13 protein-coding genes and 1 pseudogene are annotated in these 13,715 nt (G+C 52.1%); all 14 read right to left on the bottom strand.

Annotated features, from left to right (window positions below; translation table 11 throughout):
• Positions 1-4 precede the first annotated feature (4 nt).
• Positions 5-1,108, bottom strand: coding sequence for an acyl-CoA dehydratase activase-related protein (locus GJ688_RS09910; RefSeq protein ID WP_328597349.1), 1,104 nt, complete (start codon positions 1,106-1,108; stop codon positions 5-7).
• Between the two features lie 269 nt (positions 1,109-1,377).
• Positions 1,378-2,799 (bottom strand): annotated as a pseudogene (locus tag GJ688_RS09915) (spore germination protein); the annotation flags it as partial.
• A 112-nt stretch (positions 2,800-2,911) separates the two neighbouring features.
• Positions 2,912-3,490, bottom strand: a complete 579-nt coding sequence (locus GJ688_RS09920) for a stage V sporulation protein AE (RefSeq protein ID WP_155476403.1) — start codon at positions 3,488-3,490, stop codon at positions 2,912-2,914.
• A gap of 485 nt (positions 3,491-3,975) precedes the next feature.
• The gene (gene sigF, locus GJ688_RS09925; RefSeq protein ID WP_155476404.1) at positions 3,976-4,785 is read right to left on the bottom strand and encodes an RNA polymerase sporulation sigma factor SigF; all 810 of its coding nucleotides are present in this window, start codon (positions 4,783-4,785) and stop codon (positions 3,976-3,978) included.
• Between the two features lie 10 nt (positions 4,786-4,795).
• Positions 4,796-5,236 carry an anti-sigma F factor gene (spoIIAB, locus tag GJ688_RS09930; RefSeq protein WP_170291850.1) on the bottom strand — a complete coding sequence of 147 codons (441 nt, stop codon included), beginning with the start codon at positions 5,234-5,236 and terminating at the stop codon, positions 4,796-4,798.
• Positions 5,233-5,586: an anti-sigma F factor antagonist gene (gene spoIIAA, locus GJ688_RS09935; protein ID WP_170291851.1), complete on the bottom strand. Its 354-nt coding sequence runs from the start codon at positions 5,584-5,586 to the stop codon at positions 5,233-5,235. The genes spoIIAB and spoIIAA overlap by 4 nt, the downstream gene beginning before the upstream one ends.
• Positions 5,587-5,836: 250 nt before the next feature.
• A complete protein-coding gene (locus GJ688_RS09940) occupies positions 5,837-6,946 on the bottom strand; it encodes a D-alanyl-D-alanine carboxypeptidase family protein (RefSeq protein WP_155476497.1) in 1,110 nt (369 codons plus the stop codon).
• 209 nt (positions 6,947-7,155) lie between these two features.
• Positions 7,156-7,644: a pyridoxamine 5'-phosphate oxidase family protein gene (locus tag GJ688_RS09945; RefSeq protein WP_155476405.1), complete on the bottom strand. Its 489-nt coding sequence runs from the start codon at positions 7,642-7,644 to the stop codon at positions 7,156-7,158.
• Between the two features lies 1 nt (position 7,645).
• Positions 7,646-8,986, bottom strand: coding sequence for a pyrimidine-nucleoside phosphorylase (locus GJ688_RS09950; protein WP_155476406.1), 1,341 nt, complete (start codon positions 8,984-8,986; stop codon positions 7,646-7,648).
• A 14-nt stretch (positions 8,987-9,000) separates the two neighbouring features.
• Positions 9,001-10,164, bottom strand: a complete 1,164-nt coding sequence (locus GJ688_RS09955) for a phosphopentomutase (RefSeq protein WP_155476498.1) — start codon at positions 10,162-10,164, stop codon at positions 9,001-9,003.
• 26 nt (positions 10,165-10,190) lie between these two features.
• A complete protein-coding gene (gene xerD / locus GJ688_RS09960; RefSeq protein ID WP_407928949.1) occupies positions 10,191-11,177 on the bottom strand; it encodes a site-specific tyrosine recombinase XerD in 987 nt (328 codons plus the stop codon).
• A gap of 117 nt (positions 11,178-11,294) precedes the next feature.
• A complete protein-coding gene (locus tag GJ688_RS09965; RefSeq protein ID WP_155476408.1) occupies positions 11,295-12,020 on the bottom strand; it encodes an SDR family NAD(P)-dependent oxidoreductase in 726 nt (241 codons plus the stop codon).
• Positions 12,017-13,351, bottom strand: a complete 1,335-nt coding sequence (locus GJ688_RS09970; RefSeq protein ID WP_170291852.1) for an FAD-binding oxidoreductase — start codon at positions 13,349-13,351, stop codon at positions 12,017-12,019. Before GJ688_RS09970 ends, GJ688_RS09965 begins: the two co-directional genes overlap by 4 nt.
• Positions 13,348-13,581: a hypothetical protein gene (locus GJ688_RS09975; protein WP_155476410.1), complete on the bottom strand. Its 234-nt coding sequence runs from the start codon at positions 13,579-13,581 to the stop codon at positions 13,348-13,350. The genes GJ688_RS09970 and GJ688_RS09975 overlap by 4 nt, the downstream gene beginning before the upstream one ends.
• Positions 13,582-13,715 lie beyond the last annotated feature (134 nt).

The raw sequence follows: 13,715 nt of genomic DNA on the forward strand, positions 1-13,715 counted from the left end.
AGGCTTATCCTAATTGGGCTTTAGCCGACAGAAGATGCCCTTCCTTCCGCCGCGTGATCAAGTCCAAGAAAGCTTCAATTCTCGTCACCACACCGGCTTCGCCGGTATGTTCATCGATAGTCAGCAGTAGATAAGGGACTTGATCGAGACGGCGGGCATGGCGTTCGACCATCTCCCCGATCATGCTGTCTGGACCGCAACCGAAGGCCGCTACATAGATGAGGCCGTCGAGCGGTTCGTTCATTAGGTGAAGAGAACTTCCAAGCAACTTTTGGCCGAAGGACCAAAAAAGCCGTTTAGGGAGAAAACGAGTCGCTTGGCGGCACTTTTCATCATCCGTAGCCAGCGGCGTGATCACTCGAACACCTTTGGCTTTCAATCGGGCCAGTAGATTCATACTGGTAAAGGAATCGAAAAGCTGGTATGAATGGCCCATGACGGCGATGCGGGGACCACCGGAGGGGGCCGATTCCCGTCGCTTGGTGCTCCTCGGTAAAACCCCTTCCGGTTCAAGAACCCGTCCGCTTTTTTCCCAGATCGCTAGGGCTGATGGTGGGTACTCCCCCTGTATCAGGCGATGCTCGAAATCCTTTTGGGCTTTCCAGGCGATTTTTTGAGCCTCCCGAATCCGTAAACGGGAAAAACCGAGTTCTTCCGCCGCTTCCATTAAAGCCTTATCCCAGCCGCCTCCTGAGAGCCGACTGTTCACGTTAGCCACCAGCATCTGGGGATAGGTTGAATCAAAAGCGGCAGCACCTCGCAACATGTCGGGAAGGCCGAGAAATTTCGGGCATAGGTAGGTCTTCGATTGAACGCTGATCATGCGGGGCACGAAGACATAGTCCGTTTTCCCACTGAGAGCCTTCACGTGACCATAGTATAGTTTTACTGGGAGGCAGGCCTCGTCGACAGAAGCCCGCACCCCTTGATCCAAGATGGCTTTGTTCGTTACTGGTGATAGAACGACACTGCAGCCGAGGCATTCAAAGAAAGCTCTCCACAGTGGCAGGTACTCGTAGTAACCAAGGGCACGAGGGATTCCAATAATCGGTGGGCGCTCCGCTTCCACTTTGGTCGGACTTAAGGTGAGAACCGAGGTGATTTTCACCGTTTTTTGCCTCCCATTTTTGTCTTGAACCAAGTCCAGAGTCCTCGCCTTTGCTGGCGCCAACGAGGAGAGCCGGAACTTTTTTCATTATCCTGGCTTGGGGCCTCTATTTTCGAAGTTCCTATGATCGGGATGACTTTGGAATCATTTTTTTTTACCTTGTTGACTTTTTCCCGCTCTGTCTTGCTCGATTTTCGGCTCCCACCCTGTTGATTTTTTCGGGTCTGAGGGGTGCCTTGGGCTGCACCGCCGGCGGCTCCGGCGTAAGCATCGGGCAAGCGATCGGGATCAATGGGATCGAGCATCTGCGGCCGAAGGCGCTTCGCTGGTACAGGTGCACGCAACAGTGCCACAGGGATCATTTTGACGTTGATCGGTGCTAAGGGCCAGAAGTAAGGTTTTCCGAAGGACTTTGTCCGGATGACTAGAGCCAGAAAAGCCAAAACACCGATCAGCAATCCAATCCAACTGAAGGCAGCCGTCATCAGGATGAGAAATAGCCGGACAAGTCGATTGGCCTGTCCTAACTCATAAGAGGGGGTGGCGAAGGAGCCCACAGCGGCTACAGCCAAATACAAGATGATTTCGGGGTTGAAAAGTCCTACGTTGATGGCGACCTCACCGATCATGAAAGCCGCAATTAAACCGAGTGCTGTGGCCAGCGGCGTCGGTGTGTGGATCGCTGCCATCCTCAGCATATCTAAGCCGAATTCGGCGATAAGCACTTGTGCGAGAATCGGAACATTTCCCATTTTCTTAGGTCCGATGAAGGCCAGCCCCGGTGGTAACAATGTGGGATGTAAGGTGACGAGAACCCATAAGGGCAACACAAAGAGAGACGCGAAAATCGCCGCATAACGGACGATCCGCAAATAGATCCCTACCGGGGGGTTTTGGCGGTACTCTTCCGCATGTTCCAAATGGTGAAAAACCGTGACCGGTGCGATCATGACTGATGGCGACGTATCGCACATGACGAGCACATGGCCTTCTAGCAGATGCTGGGCCGCCACGTCCGGTCTTTCTGTATAGCGCACACGGGGATAGGGGTTCCAGTCGTTGCCGGTGATGAACTCTTCCAGCGTTTTTTCAGCCATCGGCAGTCCATCGATATCGATACTGTTGACGCGTTCCATGATTTCGTCAATCAGATGGGGGTCGGCGATGTCTTCGATGTAAGCGATACAAACGTCCGTTTGCGAACGACGGCCCACTTGTGTCAGCTTAAACCGAAGGCGGGGGTCACGGATCCGGCGGCGGATTAAGGCCGTGTTCGTAACGATCGTTTCCGTAAAGCCATCGCGGCTGCCTCGGACGACTCGCTCAATGTCCGGTTCTTCAGGCTGTCTCGCCGGCATCTGGCGGGCTTCGACGATGACGGCCTCTTTTTCGCCATCGAAAAGGATGGCGATCCGCCCAGATAAGATGTGGTAGTAAATTTGACGAATCTTGGCCTCTTTGGTCACCTGTAGATAAAAGAGGTACCGGTCCACCAGGTGGTCAATGCTAAATTGTTCTTTTTCTTTCGCGCCTTTTTCGAAATCGTCCAGACTGCGCATGATCTGGAGCATATCGAGATCTTTTGTAAAACCATTGACGTAGTACAAAGCCGCTTTCCGGCCGGCAATATCCATCTTTCGACAGCCTACATCAAAGCCCACATTGACACCCAGTTCCGAATCGATTTGCATCAAATTCGTCTGTAAGTCGTCAGTGATCTTGGCTTCAGAAAACTCCGGTTCTTTCACTTTGCGGGAAGCTCCGGCCCCTTGGGCCGTCTCTCTCTCATCCATGCTGTAACTCCTATTCCATGGATTCAGCCCTGCGCAGGATTTCCCGGAGGGCTTTTGTCGTTATCGGTGCGCCGAAGCGCACGTGATCGGCGCCTTGCATTTTTCCAATATCCCCTGTGCCGACGATGACCGGAACTGATAAGTTACTCAAGGTTTCCACGGTGTCCCCTTCTAAATAGCGGTGACCTTCCGGTTCGGGATAGCCGTTTTTATCGACAGGTCCGGACCAGACTCGGCCGTGACGGTCGATGGAAGCGTGAACCTCGACGCCTTCCGCACCGATCGTGTTGGAGGCGACAGCAACTGCACCGATCACCTGAATCCGGGGATCCTCCGTCAGTTCCTGCAAAGCCTGTTCTCCGGCACCCATGCCGACGACTCCGCGGTCGTCTACCATCACAACCACGGGATCATGAGGTGTCGATAAGATTTTTTTGGCGATTATTTTTCCGCTTAGCGGCGTCGGATTACCAGCTGAGAGGGATATACACCGCCCACCGATGTTTCGGGTAGCAATCTCGATGGCTTTCTTGGCTACGTGGTCGCCATCGGTGATCACGATGACCCGTCGTTTTTTGGATTTTCCCATCCTTCTCTCCTTATCATGTCAAACTGCTGCCGAGACCGCCCGCTCCTTCATGTATTATTGAATGATTCACTAGGCTTTTATACCAAAAAAGAAAGGCCACCCTCGTCTTTTCCGACTAGGGCGGTCTTTGCTTATTTTCTATCGAGAGATCTACTCATTTCTTGCCATCTATTGCTAGTAAGAATGCGTCTAAAAAGCTGCATAAAGGGTATATGAATATATGTCTGTACATCGAACCGTTTGAACCGTCTTTACCAATACAGATTCCTTCGGAGGTTTATCCTTTTGCCATAACCACCATAACCCCAGGCCACTTAGCGCAAGGAGCGTTATGATCCCCACGATCCATATGCGTTTTTTTGGGCGAATCATATGCATCACCATTTCGGGAGTATGCCAAGGAAATCAAATTCGAAGGGTTAACTTTCTGCTGTCTCTAAGCTAACCTATTTAGGTTCTGGCTATTCTCCCTAGATGTCTTACGCCTATCCTCCGCTGCCGTCCCCCGGGGGAGCCACATCTTCGGCATAGTCCAACATGTCACGAATCTTCTTTAAGGCTGCCCGCTCAATCCGTGAGATCTGGACTTGGGATAAGCCGATGAGATTCGCCACTTCCGTCTGGGTCTTGTCCTCAAAAAAACGCATCTGCAAAATCTCTCGCTCCCGCGGCGATAAGCGAGAAAGGACATCTTTGAGGGCCAAGTGGTCAAACCAGTTAGTCTCTTCGGCATTGTTTGAAGCGAGTTGATCGAGGAGAAAAATCGGATCGCCGTCGTCTTGATACAATGTTTCGTGGATCGAAGTCGGAGCCTGCACTGCTTCCAAGGCCTCGATCACATCTTCAACGGGGATATTCATGGCCAAGGCGATTTCAGGAACGGTAGGCTCACGTCCCAGAGTACCGTTTAACTCTTGACGGATCCGATGAACCCGCTGAGCTACTTCCTTGTAGGATCGGCTGACCTTGATCGGGCTGTCGTCTCGCAGAAAGCGCCGGATTTCACCGATGATCATCGGTACGGCATAGGTGCTGAAGCGAACATTATAGGATAAATCAAACTTGTCAATGGCCTTGATGAGACCGATCGTGCCGATCTGGAAGAGATCCTCCAGTTCATAACCTCGGTGTTGAAAGCGCTGGACAAGGTTGAAAACGAGGCGAAGATTACACTGGATCAAGCGCTCCCGTGCTTCGCTATCTCCATTCTGAGCAAGTTTAAGCAGGCAAGTCGTTTCCGCCTCGCCTAAGAGAGGGAATCGAGGAAGGTTCATCTCCGAAAGCCGTTGATTCATGGTGGTCCCCTTACTGGACGGCTCGCATCGCTTGCAGGGATGCTTTAAACATCCGCACCCGCGTTCCGCGGCCCACTTGAGAGTCTATTTCCAGTTTATCCATAAATGACTTCATAAAGACAAAACCCATGCCCATCCGTTCCGGAAGTGTCGAAAAAGCTGGTTCCAGAGCTTTTTCCACATCATGAATTCCTCGACCGTAGTCCTCTACGATGATCTCTAGCCCTTCTGGTTCCGCCGTGATGGTCAGATAAACCAATCCATTGGACCGATTTTGATAGCCATGGAGGACCGCATTGGAGACCGCTTCAGATACAGCAACTTTTACATCGTCCACATCGGTAAGGGTAAAATCCATGTTCGCCAACATGGTGCCGACGACAACGCGAGCAAGAGCCACATTATCGGGAATGCTGGGGAACTCCAGCTTGACCGTGTTTTTATGTTTCACACCTGCTTCCCTCCTTCCAGAGCCTTTAGCGCATCCGATTCGTTGGCGAAACCGCTCATCACTTTGTACATACCGGACAAATCCAGGATGCGATGAACGGACCGATTTGGTCCGGTCAAGGCTACCGTTCCGCCTTGAGCCTTTACCTTTTTGTACCTCCCCAAGATAAAACCGATACCAGAACTATCGATAAAGTCAACGCCCCGTAAATTGAATAGGAGATGTTTTACTCGCTGCCGGTCCAACTCTTTATCCAGACGAGGCCGCAAGTGATCGCTCACCCTTAGGTCGAGTTCACCATAGAGGCGAACGACCAATGTCTCACCGGACAAACTGGCATCTAAGTCCACTTAGGGTCACCGTCCTTTTTATGCGCAAAGATACCTTATATATCATTCCCTTCGACGATAATTTGGAAAATCCTTCCTACGAGCAGGTTGTAGGATAAAATTATAGGTACGGCATACGCCGTACCTGCAACGGGCCATATTCAACGTTAAGGCTATGATAGAGGACTATATCCCTCGAAAAACTCCGAAGTGTAACGAACGGAGGGAGTGATTTAGGCAGAAAGGTTGTCCTGACCGAAGGTTGCGAAGCTTATTGGAATCCATACATTTTCTGCATCATCTTGGTCATCATCGTAGAGAATTTACCTGAAGCTACCTCTTCTTTCGCGACGAGATCAACCCTGCGAATTTCATTGCCGCTTTGGAGGATGACCAGTTCGCCGATCTTCTGGCCTGCACTTACAGGCGCGTCCACATAAGGTTGCAGCTCAATGCGCGATTCGATACCTTTCTCTTTCCCTCGTTCCACTAAAATTCCCGGTGTTCCCCGCGGTATTGCAGAGACGGTTTCTTTCTCTCCCTTACCTACCGGAACGTTGCCGAGCACTTCACCGGCTTTGGCTACCGATCTATAGGTGTAGCGAGCAAAACCGTAGTTATACAGCTTCATCGATTCTTTGAAGTGTCCCCGTATTTCCGGTACACCAAAAACCGCGGCTACGAATCGCAAGCCCTCTCGTTCGACTGTAGACACGAGACAGTACTTTGCTTCACTCGTCCAACCAGTCTTAAAACCATCTGACCCGGGATACCACCAGAGGAGCTTGTTGTGGTTGTCTAACAGCATGGGCTTTGCGCTGTCAGGACGAATTTTATAGTGTTTGATGGAGAAAAATTCACGCACTTTTGGGTATTTCAAGGCTTCCCGGGCGACGGTAGCCATATCGTACGCCGAGGTGTAGTGGTTTTCTGCCGGCAACCCGTGTGGGTTCGCGAAATGGGTGTTCTGCAAACCCAGCGATTCGGCCTTTTTATTCATCTCTTCCACGAAAGCCTCATAGGAACCGCTCAAGTGTTCGGCCACAGCCACACAGGCATCATTGGCCGACTGGACGGCGATAGAAGCGAGGAGGTCCTTCATGGACATCTCTTCACCCGGTTCGAGGTAGATTTGGGAACCGCCCATTTCGTAAGCTCGTTGGCTGGTAACCACTCTGTCTTCTAAGCTGATTCGCCCTTGTTCCAAGGCTTCCACAGCGATCAACATGGTCATCAGCTTGGTCACACTAGCTGGGGCAACCCGTTTATGAGGATTCTTCTCAAAGAGTACCGTACCTGTCGTCGGATCCATGAGGACGGCCGAATCAGCCTCCGTCTGCAGCGGTGCCGGAGTTGGAGTAGGAGCCGCCCAGGCTCGCATGGGAAGTACATTAAAAAGAACAAGGAAGGCAACAAAGACCGGAAGCCCTTTCCAACATCGATGCAATGCCTATTCCCCCTCTATCTGTTTCCGTCTGCTGGTCAGTATCAGTATTTCCTGAGGGGGATAGGGTCATTCTGGCAGTCGCTTCGTATTCGTTTCCGATGACGTTGGTCTTTTCATCTTCTACCAGTTCTGGAATAGCTGCATCAGGGTTGGAAAGAAGCTCGACGACCGAAGCCGAGGCGGCTGTTGTCGGTGATCCATAGTTCTTGTGCGCTAAACTGGTATAGTTCGTTTTTTTGAAGGCTTTTGAGCAACCTCGGTTCTTGAAGAAACCTGGCGAAGAAGGAAAATCGCAGCCCGAACGCAGTCATTACCCGAGCACGGTCACCTCTGCCGGTGACTCGCTTGAGACACCCCTTCATTTGCAACCCCCGAATGTGTCTGTAATCGTCAGGGTCGTTGTAAATGGCGGCACTTGCCGGGACCGATTGGTCTTCCTCTGTAAGGGAGAGGACTGAGGCATGACGGGAGGCAGGATCGGAGAAAAAGTAAAAATGAAAATCCTTATGCACGTAGTAGACCGGTGCCAGCCAGGGAAATCCCTCGCCGTCGACAATCGCCAAAGTCATGGCGTTATGTTGATCGATGATGGCCTCGGCAAGCTGTCGGTGAGTCATTTCTTGCTCTTTCACTTCACTGCTCCGGCCGAACCTCACCAAGGATGAGCGGGAGTATAGGCACCTGAGCACTTCCTACGGAAATGGTATAGGCGCTACGAACTAGTTGCTTTGCTTCGTCACGGCCGCGGTCATTGGCAAAAATCTCGGCCAGCACGTCACCAGGCTCTATCGGATCACCGATACGCTTATGGATGACGACACCGACGGCGGGATCGACGGCATCTTCTTTTTTACTGCGCCCGGCACCGAGCAGTGCTGCCGCTTGGCCGATGATCAACCCGTCTAAGGATGTGACGACACCCGCTTTTTCGGCTCGTACCGGCTCTCGATAGGTGCTGCGCGGCAGGATTTCCTCCGGGTTTTCGGCGACTCGTCCGTCACCGCCTTGCGCCTCGACAAACAAACGGAACCGCGCTAGAGCTTCGCCGGAGCTCAGCTTCTCCTCCGCTAGTACCATCGCTTCCTCTACACTGCTCGCCTTACCAGCCATCCAGGCGAGACGGGCGGCCAGTTCCAGGGTAACCTTTTTTAATTCCGCTGAAACAGGTCCAAAGCCGCAATCGCTTTGATTAGCCAGAGTGGCTACCGCTTCGGCTACCTCTAGGGCATTGCCGACCGCGTTGCCTAAGGGCTGTTCCATCGATGTGAGCAAGGCCATCGTGCGACGGCCTAATCGACTGCCGATATCTACCATCGCCTGAGCCAGTTTTAAGGCCTCTTCTTTTGTCTTCATAAAAGCGGCTCGGCCGACTTTGACATCAAGCAGGATGGCATCGGCGCCCGAGGCCAGTTTTTTGCTCATGACACTGGAAGCGATGAGCGGTATCGATTCAACCGTTGCCGTGACGTCCCGTAAAGCGTAGAGCTTTTTATCAGCCGGTACCAGATTCGCCGTCTGCCCGGCTACGGCGATACCGATACGTTGTACCTGATCGATGAATTCATCCGTTGACAGGCCCACCTTCATGGCCGGGATACTTTCTAGTTTGTCCAGGGTTCCTCCCGTATGGCCGAGTCCACGCCCAGACATTTTAGCCACGGGAAGCGCCATCGCTGACAGGAGCGGAGCCAGGATCAAGGTGGTCGTATCACCGACACCGCCGGTGCTGTGCTTATCGACCTTCACACCGTCAATCGCCGACAAGTCCATCTGTTCTCCCGATGTGACCATCGCTTCGGTGAGAGCCGCCGTTTCTTGGACGTTCATGCCCTTTAGATAGACGGCCATAGACCAAGCTGCAGCTTGGTAGTCGGGAATATCTCCTTGGGCATAGCCATGGATGAAAGCACGGATCTCTTCCCCTGTCAGTGCCTGCCCATCCCGCTTTTTGGCGATGATATCATAAGCCCGCATGAACTTCCCCCATTCTATTTCAGCATCGATTCACCGACACCTAAACTGAGCAAGTCGAGCCAGGCGAGGGCCGTTTCCCCTACATCGGCAAAGGTATTGCGCACAGCCAGATCGGTGCCTGCCGGAACGGCAGAACCGGCCAGAATCACAGGCACATATTCTCGCGAATGATCCGTTGAGGGGGTCGTCGGATCGCAGCCGTGATCCGCGGTCAGAATCAGCAGATCCCCCTCTTGTAAAGCATTGAGAATCTCCGGGAGCCGCTGGTCAAAAGCTTCTAGCGCCTGGGCATATTTCTCAGTATCGTTCCGGTGACCGTAGAGCATGTCGAAGTCGACCAGATTCGTCACGATCATACCTTTGTCTATATCTCTCATAAAGGACAAGGTCTGGTCGATACCTTCCATATTGGACTTGGTCGTCACAGGCTTCGTTATACCCTGACCCGCGTATATATCATAGATTTTTCCCACAGCAGCTACATCCTGGCCAGCCTCTTTGACAACATCAAAGATAAGCCGGCCCGGTGGTTTCAAGGAGTAATCGTGACGATTTGTCGTCCGGGTAAAGCTTCCCGGACATCCTAAAAAGGGCCGAGCGATCACTCGCCCGACCGCATGGTCACCGGTGAGGATGTCCCGGGCGATTTGGCAGTAACGGTAGAGTTCTTGTAAAGGAATGACCTCTTCGTGGGCTGCGATTTGAAAGACCGAATCGGCCGATGTGTAGACGATAGGATAGCCTGTGCTCATATGTTCGGAGCCGAGACGTTCGATGATCTCTGTTCCCGATGCGGCTACATTGCCCAAGCATTTACGGCCGATGGCTTGCTCAAAGGCATCGAGCACTTCTCGAGGAAAGCCCTCCGGATAGGTGGGGAAGGGCTTGTCCAAGATGACCCCGGCCAATTCCCAGTGACCTGTCGTCGTGTCCTTCCCGGGAGCCCGTTCTGCCATCTTTCCAAAGGCCCCTGTTGGACGAACCTCTGGAGGCACTCCTTCGATGGGCGCAATCCGTCCCAAACCCAAACGGCCTAAATGAGGAAGCTTCAGTCCTCCGACAGCCCGGGCGATGTTCCCTAATGTATTACTCCCTTCATCACCATAACGACCCGCATCAGGCAGTTCCCCGATGCCCACGCTGTCCAACACGATGAGAATAACCCGTTTGTTGCGCATATAGAATCCCTTCTTCTGCTTTTCATTCATCGGGAATTGACGGGAGCCTCCTCTGCCCGCTTGTGCATACGGGCTCGAGGATGACTGCGGTCATAGACCTCCCGGATACGTCCAGTCGTAAGATGGGTGTAAATCTGAGTCGTCGATATATCGGCATGTCCCAACATTTCCTGAACTGCCCGCAAGTCGGCTCCGTTCGTCAGCAGGTGCGTCGCAAAGGAATGCCGCAGGGTGTGCGGGGTCACGTCCTTCAGGATCCCTGCTTGCTCGACATAGGCCTTTAAAATTTTCCAAAAACCTTGCCGTGTCAATGCTTTTCCTCGTTGGTTTACAAAGAGGTGTTTTTCCCCTGTCTGTCCCAGTAGCTTACCACGGCTTTTTTCCAGGTATTCCTCGATGGCTTGCCGGGCGTGACTGCCCAGGGGGACGATGCGCTCTTTAGCGCCTTTACCGACGACCCGGACGAATCCGATGTCCAGACGCACTTGGTCCAAGGTGAGTCCGACCAGTTCACTGACCCGCAGCCCGCAAGCGTACATCGTCTCCAGCATCGCCTTGTCCCGTAAACCGACGGTGGTGCGGGGGGGCGTTTCGAGCAAGGCGATGACTTCCTCCACATTGAGCACGTCCGGCAAGGGGCGATGCAGCCGTGGACCGTCGATGAGTTCAGTCGGATCTTCCTGTTGGAGGCCTTCTTCCAGCAGAAAGGCAAAAAAACCTTTGATCGCGGCCAGGCGGCGAGCCCGGGTAGCCGGGGACAACCCTCGCTTGTGGACGTGATAGAGATAGGCCACCAAATCGTTACGGTTGATTTCTTCCGAATCTTTGCTTCCCTGCGCACGCAAAAAAGCAGACAAGTCGTCCAGATCGCGACGATACGCTTCAATGGTGTTGACCGACAAGCCTCGCTCCACGGCCAAGTGGGTGAGAAATATATCTACATGCTGCAGGGCTTTCAGCCTCCTTGTCGAAAGATCTTCGACCTGATCTGCGGGGATTCCTTCCAGCCACAGCTTCTGTGGGGCAAAAGAAAAGGCCGCACTTTGTCCGTTGTGCAGCCTTTTTTCGCCTGAAGAGAACTATGATTCTCAAGGGTTGGGTCTGATCTGATGATCCCTTGTCCTGCCGATTTACCCTTTGATATACTCCCACACTTTTTCAAAAAATCGCCGTACGATGGCCACAAAAAAAGGCCAAAAACTGGGGAGAACGATGATGTCCGGCTTTCTAAAGCGACTGAGGGCAATCCTTTGGCCGATCTCTTGGGCGGTAATTCGGATCTTCAATCGGGCCTCTTCGGCGATGTCTGTCTTCAACTTGACGGTGATCACTCGGACATCCCTGTTCTTCAATCGTTTTCTAAGGCCGTCCAAGAAGTGGGCAAAGGCATTTTTCGCTGATCCATACAGATAATTGCTGACATTCCGATCACCGGCCCCTGACGTGACGCCGATGATAAAGCCTTTCCGTTCCTCAGACAGATAATTGGCTGCCGCCGTTAAGACCGAAACGATTCCCAGATAGTTGATTTCGATAATCCGTTTGGCCTCCAAAAAGCGTTCTACCGCTTCGCTATGGGAACCTCGTTCGTCGAGAGCCACGACAACCCCATCGATCCCATCCATTTCTTCGACTACGTTGGCAAAAAAGGCGGAGTGTTCATCGTATTCGGATGCATCGAAAGAGCCATAACGGACGAATGCGTTCATGCGAATCCAAAGGTCTGAAGCAATGCGGGAGATCTCCTCACTGTTCGTATCGGCCAGATACAAACTCGCTCCCTGCCGGGCGAACTCCGCTGCAGTAGCCCGGGCAATCGGTGATTGGGCGCCTAAAATCAATATTTTTTTTCTCATTGCTCCACCCCCGTTAGCTGCAGCCGCCGACCTAGGTGGGACATAAAGCGATTATCAGGGTCATACTTGTGTTTTATGCTTTTCCACAGGTAAACATCTGGGTACATCTCTTGGAACAACTCAGCGTTCATCCGGTTGTCATGGTTGAGGGAAGTCCGTCCACCGTTTTGGAGGACCCACTGGTCGAGTTCGTCTAATACCACGAGCAGCCCCGGTCGGACGGGGATATCGACGTTCAGTGCCACGCCCTTCATGGGAAAAGACAATAAACCAACCGGCTGACAGGGGCCGCAGACGTTCAGCTTGGCTAGACAAGATACCCTTTCAAGACGGCCGATCTTTTCTAACAGTTTTACGAGGGCATTACGGACGTGATCATGGGGAATGACACACTCGTATTGTACATAACCTTCTTTCCCGTAAAAGCGCTCTCTATGGCCGTGGCGATCGAGGCCATAAAAGAAACGATTGCAATCGACGAGGCGATTCGGATTTCTTCGGAACATGGACCCTAGGTAATAAAGACTGTTCACCAGTTTAACGCTTTTTCTGTGCCAAAGGAATTCAGGCAGAGAACAGGGAAAACAAGCGGCTTTTTCCGGTTCTAGAATCAAGGGAGTGTTTTTCATTTCCGGCGGAAGCTGTTCCACCACAGCATGACTGGCTTGGATAACGATCCCTCGACCCAAGTCGCTGCCTCCAGCCGTACAGTCAATCCAAGCTGTCACATATTCATCACTTTCATCGGCTTGAAGCAGACGGCCTAAGAGCTGATCTAAATCACGTGCTCTTTCGTAATTGACGCTCATATAGGCCGTAGGAACTTTTCGAAGACCTAGATCGATCGTGAGGATAATACCCGTCAACCCCATGCCGCCAACGGTAGCGCTGAAGAGATCGGCATTTTCCTCGCGGGAACAATAGACGATTTCCCCAGAAGCGACCATAACTTCAAGTCCTGTTACATATTCGGAGAGACATCCGCTCTTATGGTGGTTATTCCCGTGGGTATCGGCCGCGACCATACCGCCTAATGTCGCCTGTTTTGTATCTGCAGTGACGGGAAGAAACCAGCCTTGCGGCAAAAAGATGTCCATAATTTCTTTGATGGTTACGCCGGCTTCACATCGAAGCGTACCGGTCACTTTATTGAAATTCAGGAATCGATTCATCCGGTCCATAAGTACCAGTGTACCTTTGCTGTTCTGCCGGGCTTCTCCGTTGCGAAGGCTTGTCCCTCTGCCCAGGAGGGACCCATCGCCCTCCTGCAGCAATCGACTGATTTCGGCCTTAGTATCGGGCCGGCTCCATTGGCAAGAATCGGTTGTCATGGTTTCTTCTCCGTCCACTCCTTCCATTTGATTACAAATTGATCTAAAAGCTGCGGTTCTTCGACCCGCAACGGCTGTCCCGTGGGCCGTTCTTCTTTCGGTACGGCTGCATAGCGCTCGTTAATGGTAAACAAAGATGGGATCAAGAGAGCCAGGACGAGCAACACTACCAGCAGCCGTACAAATGTCCGGAGCCGACGCTGAACTTTGGTGATCATCACAAAGAGCAAGTCTCATCCCTCCCGACTAATAAAATTTTATGTAAACAAAAACCAGGCTAGAATATAATTCTATATTTTTCCAAATATTTTTTGCTTAGACCTTTTTTCTCTTGGTCAAACTAAGTCCGATTAATGTCGAAAGG

The sequence above is a fragment of the Heliobacterium mobile genome, from assembly GCF_009720735.1.
Taxonomy (GTDB): domain Bacteria; phylum Bacillota; class Desulfitobacteriia; order Heliobacteriales; family Heliobacteriaceae; genus Heliobacterium; species Heliobacterium mobile.

Bases quoted from the DNA above. Each gene is read 5' to 3' on its own strand.
- GJ688_RS09950 (WP_155476406.1), bottom strand. From the start codon at position 8,986: ATGCGGGCTTATGATATCATCGCCAAAAAGCGGGATGGGCAGGCACTG.
- GJ688_RS09920 (WP_155476403.1), bottom strand. From the start codon at position 3,490: ATGGGAAAATCCAAAAAACGACGGGTCATCGTGATCACCGATGGCGAC.
- GJ688_RS09955 (WP_155476498.1), bottom strand. From the start codon at position 10,164: ATGCGCAACAAACGGGTTATTCTCATCGTGTTGGACAGCGTGGGCATC.
- sigF (WP_155476404.1), bottom strand. From the start codon at position 4,785: ATGAATCAACGGCTTTCGGAGATGAACCTTCCTCGATTCCCTCTCTTA.
- GJ688_RS09965 (WP_155476408.1), bottom strand. From the start codon at position 12,020: ATGAGAAAAAAAATATTGATTTTAGGCGCCCAATCACCGATTGCCCGG.
- GJ688_RS09940 (WP_155476497.1), bottom strand. From the start codon at position 6,946: ATGCGAGCCTGGGCGGCTCCTACTCCAACTCCGGCACCGCTGCAGACG.
- GJ688_RS09970 (WP_170291852.1), bottom strand. From the start codon at position 13,351: ATGACAACCGATTCTTGCCAATGGAGCCGGCCCGATACTAAGGCCGAA.